The organism is Adlercreutzia equolifaciens (assembly GCF_029076695.1).
Taxonomy (GTDB): Bacteria; Actinomycetota; Coriobacteriia; order Coriobacteriales; family Eggerthellaceae; genus Adlercreutzia; species Adlercreutzia equolifaciens_A.
In genome coordinates, this window is record NZ_JARFIK010000160.1 from 1 (window position 1) to 345 (window position 345).

A 345-nucleotide genomic window follows, 5' to 3' on the forward strand; every position below is an offset into this window, starting at 1 on the left:
CACGGCGGCATGGCCATAGAAGTGCTCTACGTCCCCCTCGAAGAAGGCAGCGGCGGGCTTGCCCATATCATGAAAGAGGGCGCACCAGCGCTGAAGAGGCTCGGGGGGTGTGTGCTGGCATACCCAGGCTGTGTGCTCGAGCACCTCATATATATGGTACTTCGTTACTTGGGGGCAATCCTTCATGGCCACCAGCTCAGGGAGGACGAAGGCAAGCACGTCAACACACGTCATCAAGGCATCGTGGACGTAATCGCCGCAGACGAAGCGCTCCAGTTCGCGATAAATACGCTCGCCCGATACCTTGCGCAGCAAGTTCTTCGAGGCGACCATGGCCTCGAACGT

1 pseudogene is annotated in these 345 nt (G+C 58.8%); it reads right to left on the minus strand.

Annotation, left to right across the window (positions count from 1 at the left end):
• Window positions 1–345: pseudogene (locus PZH32_RS11895) on the minus strand (CCA tRNA nucleotidyltransferase); the annotation flags it as partial.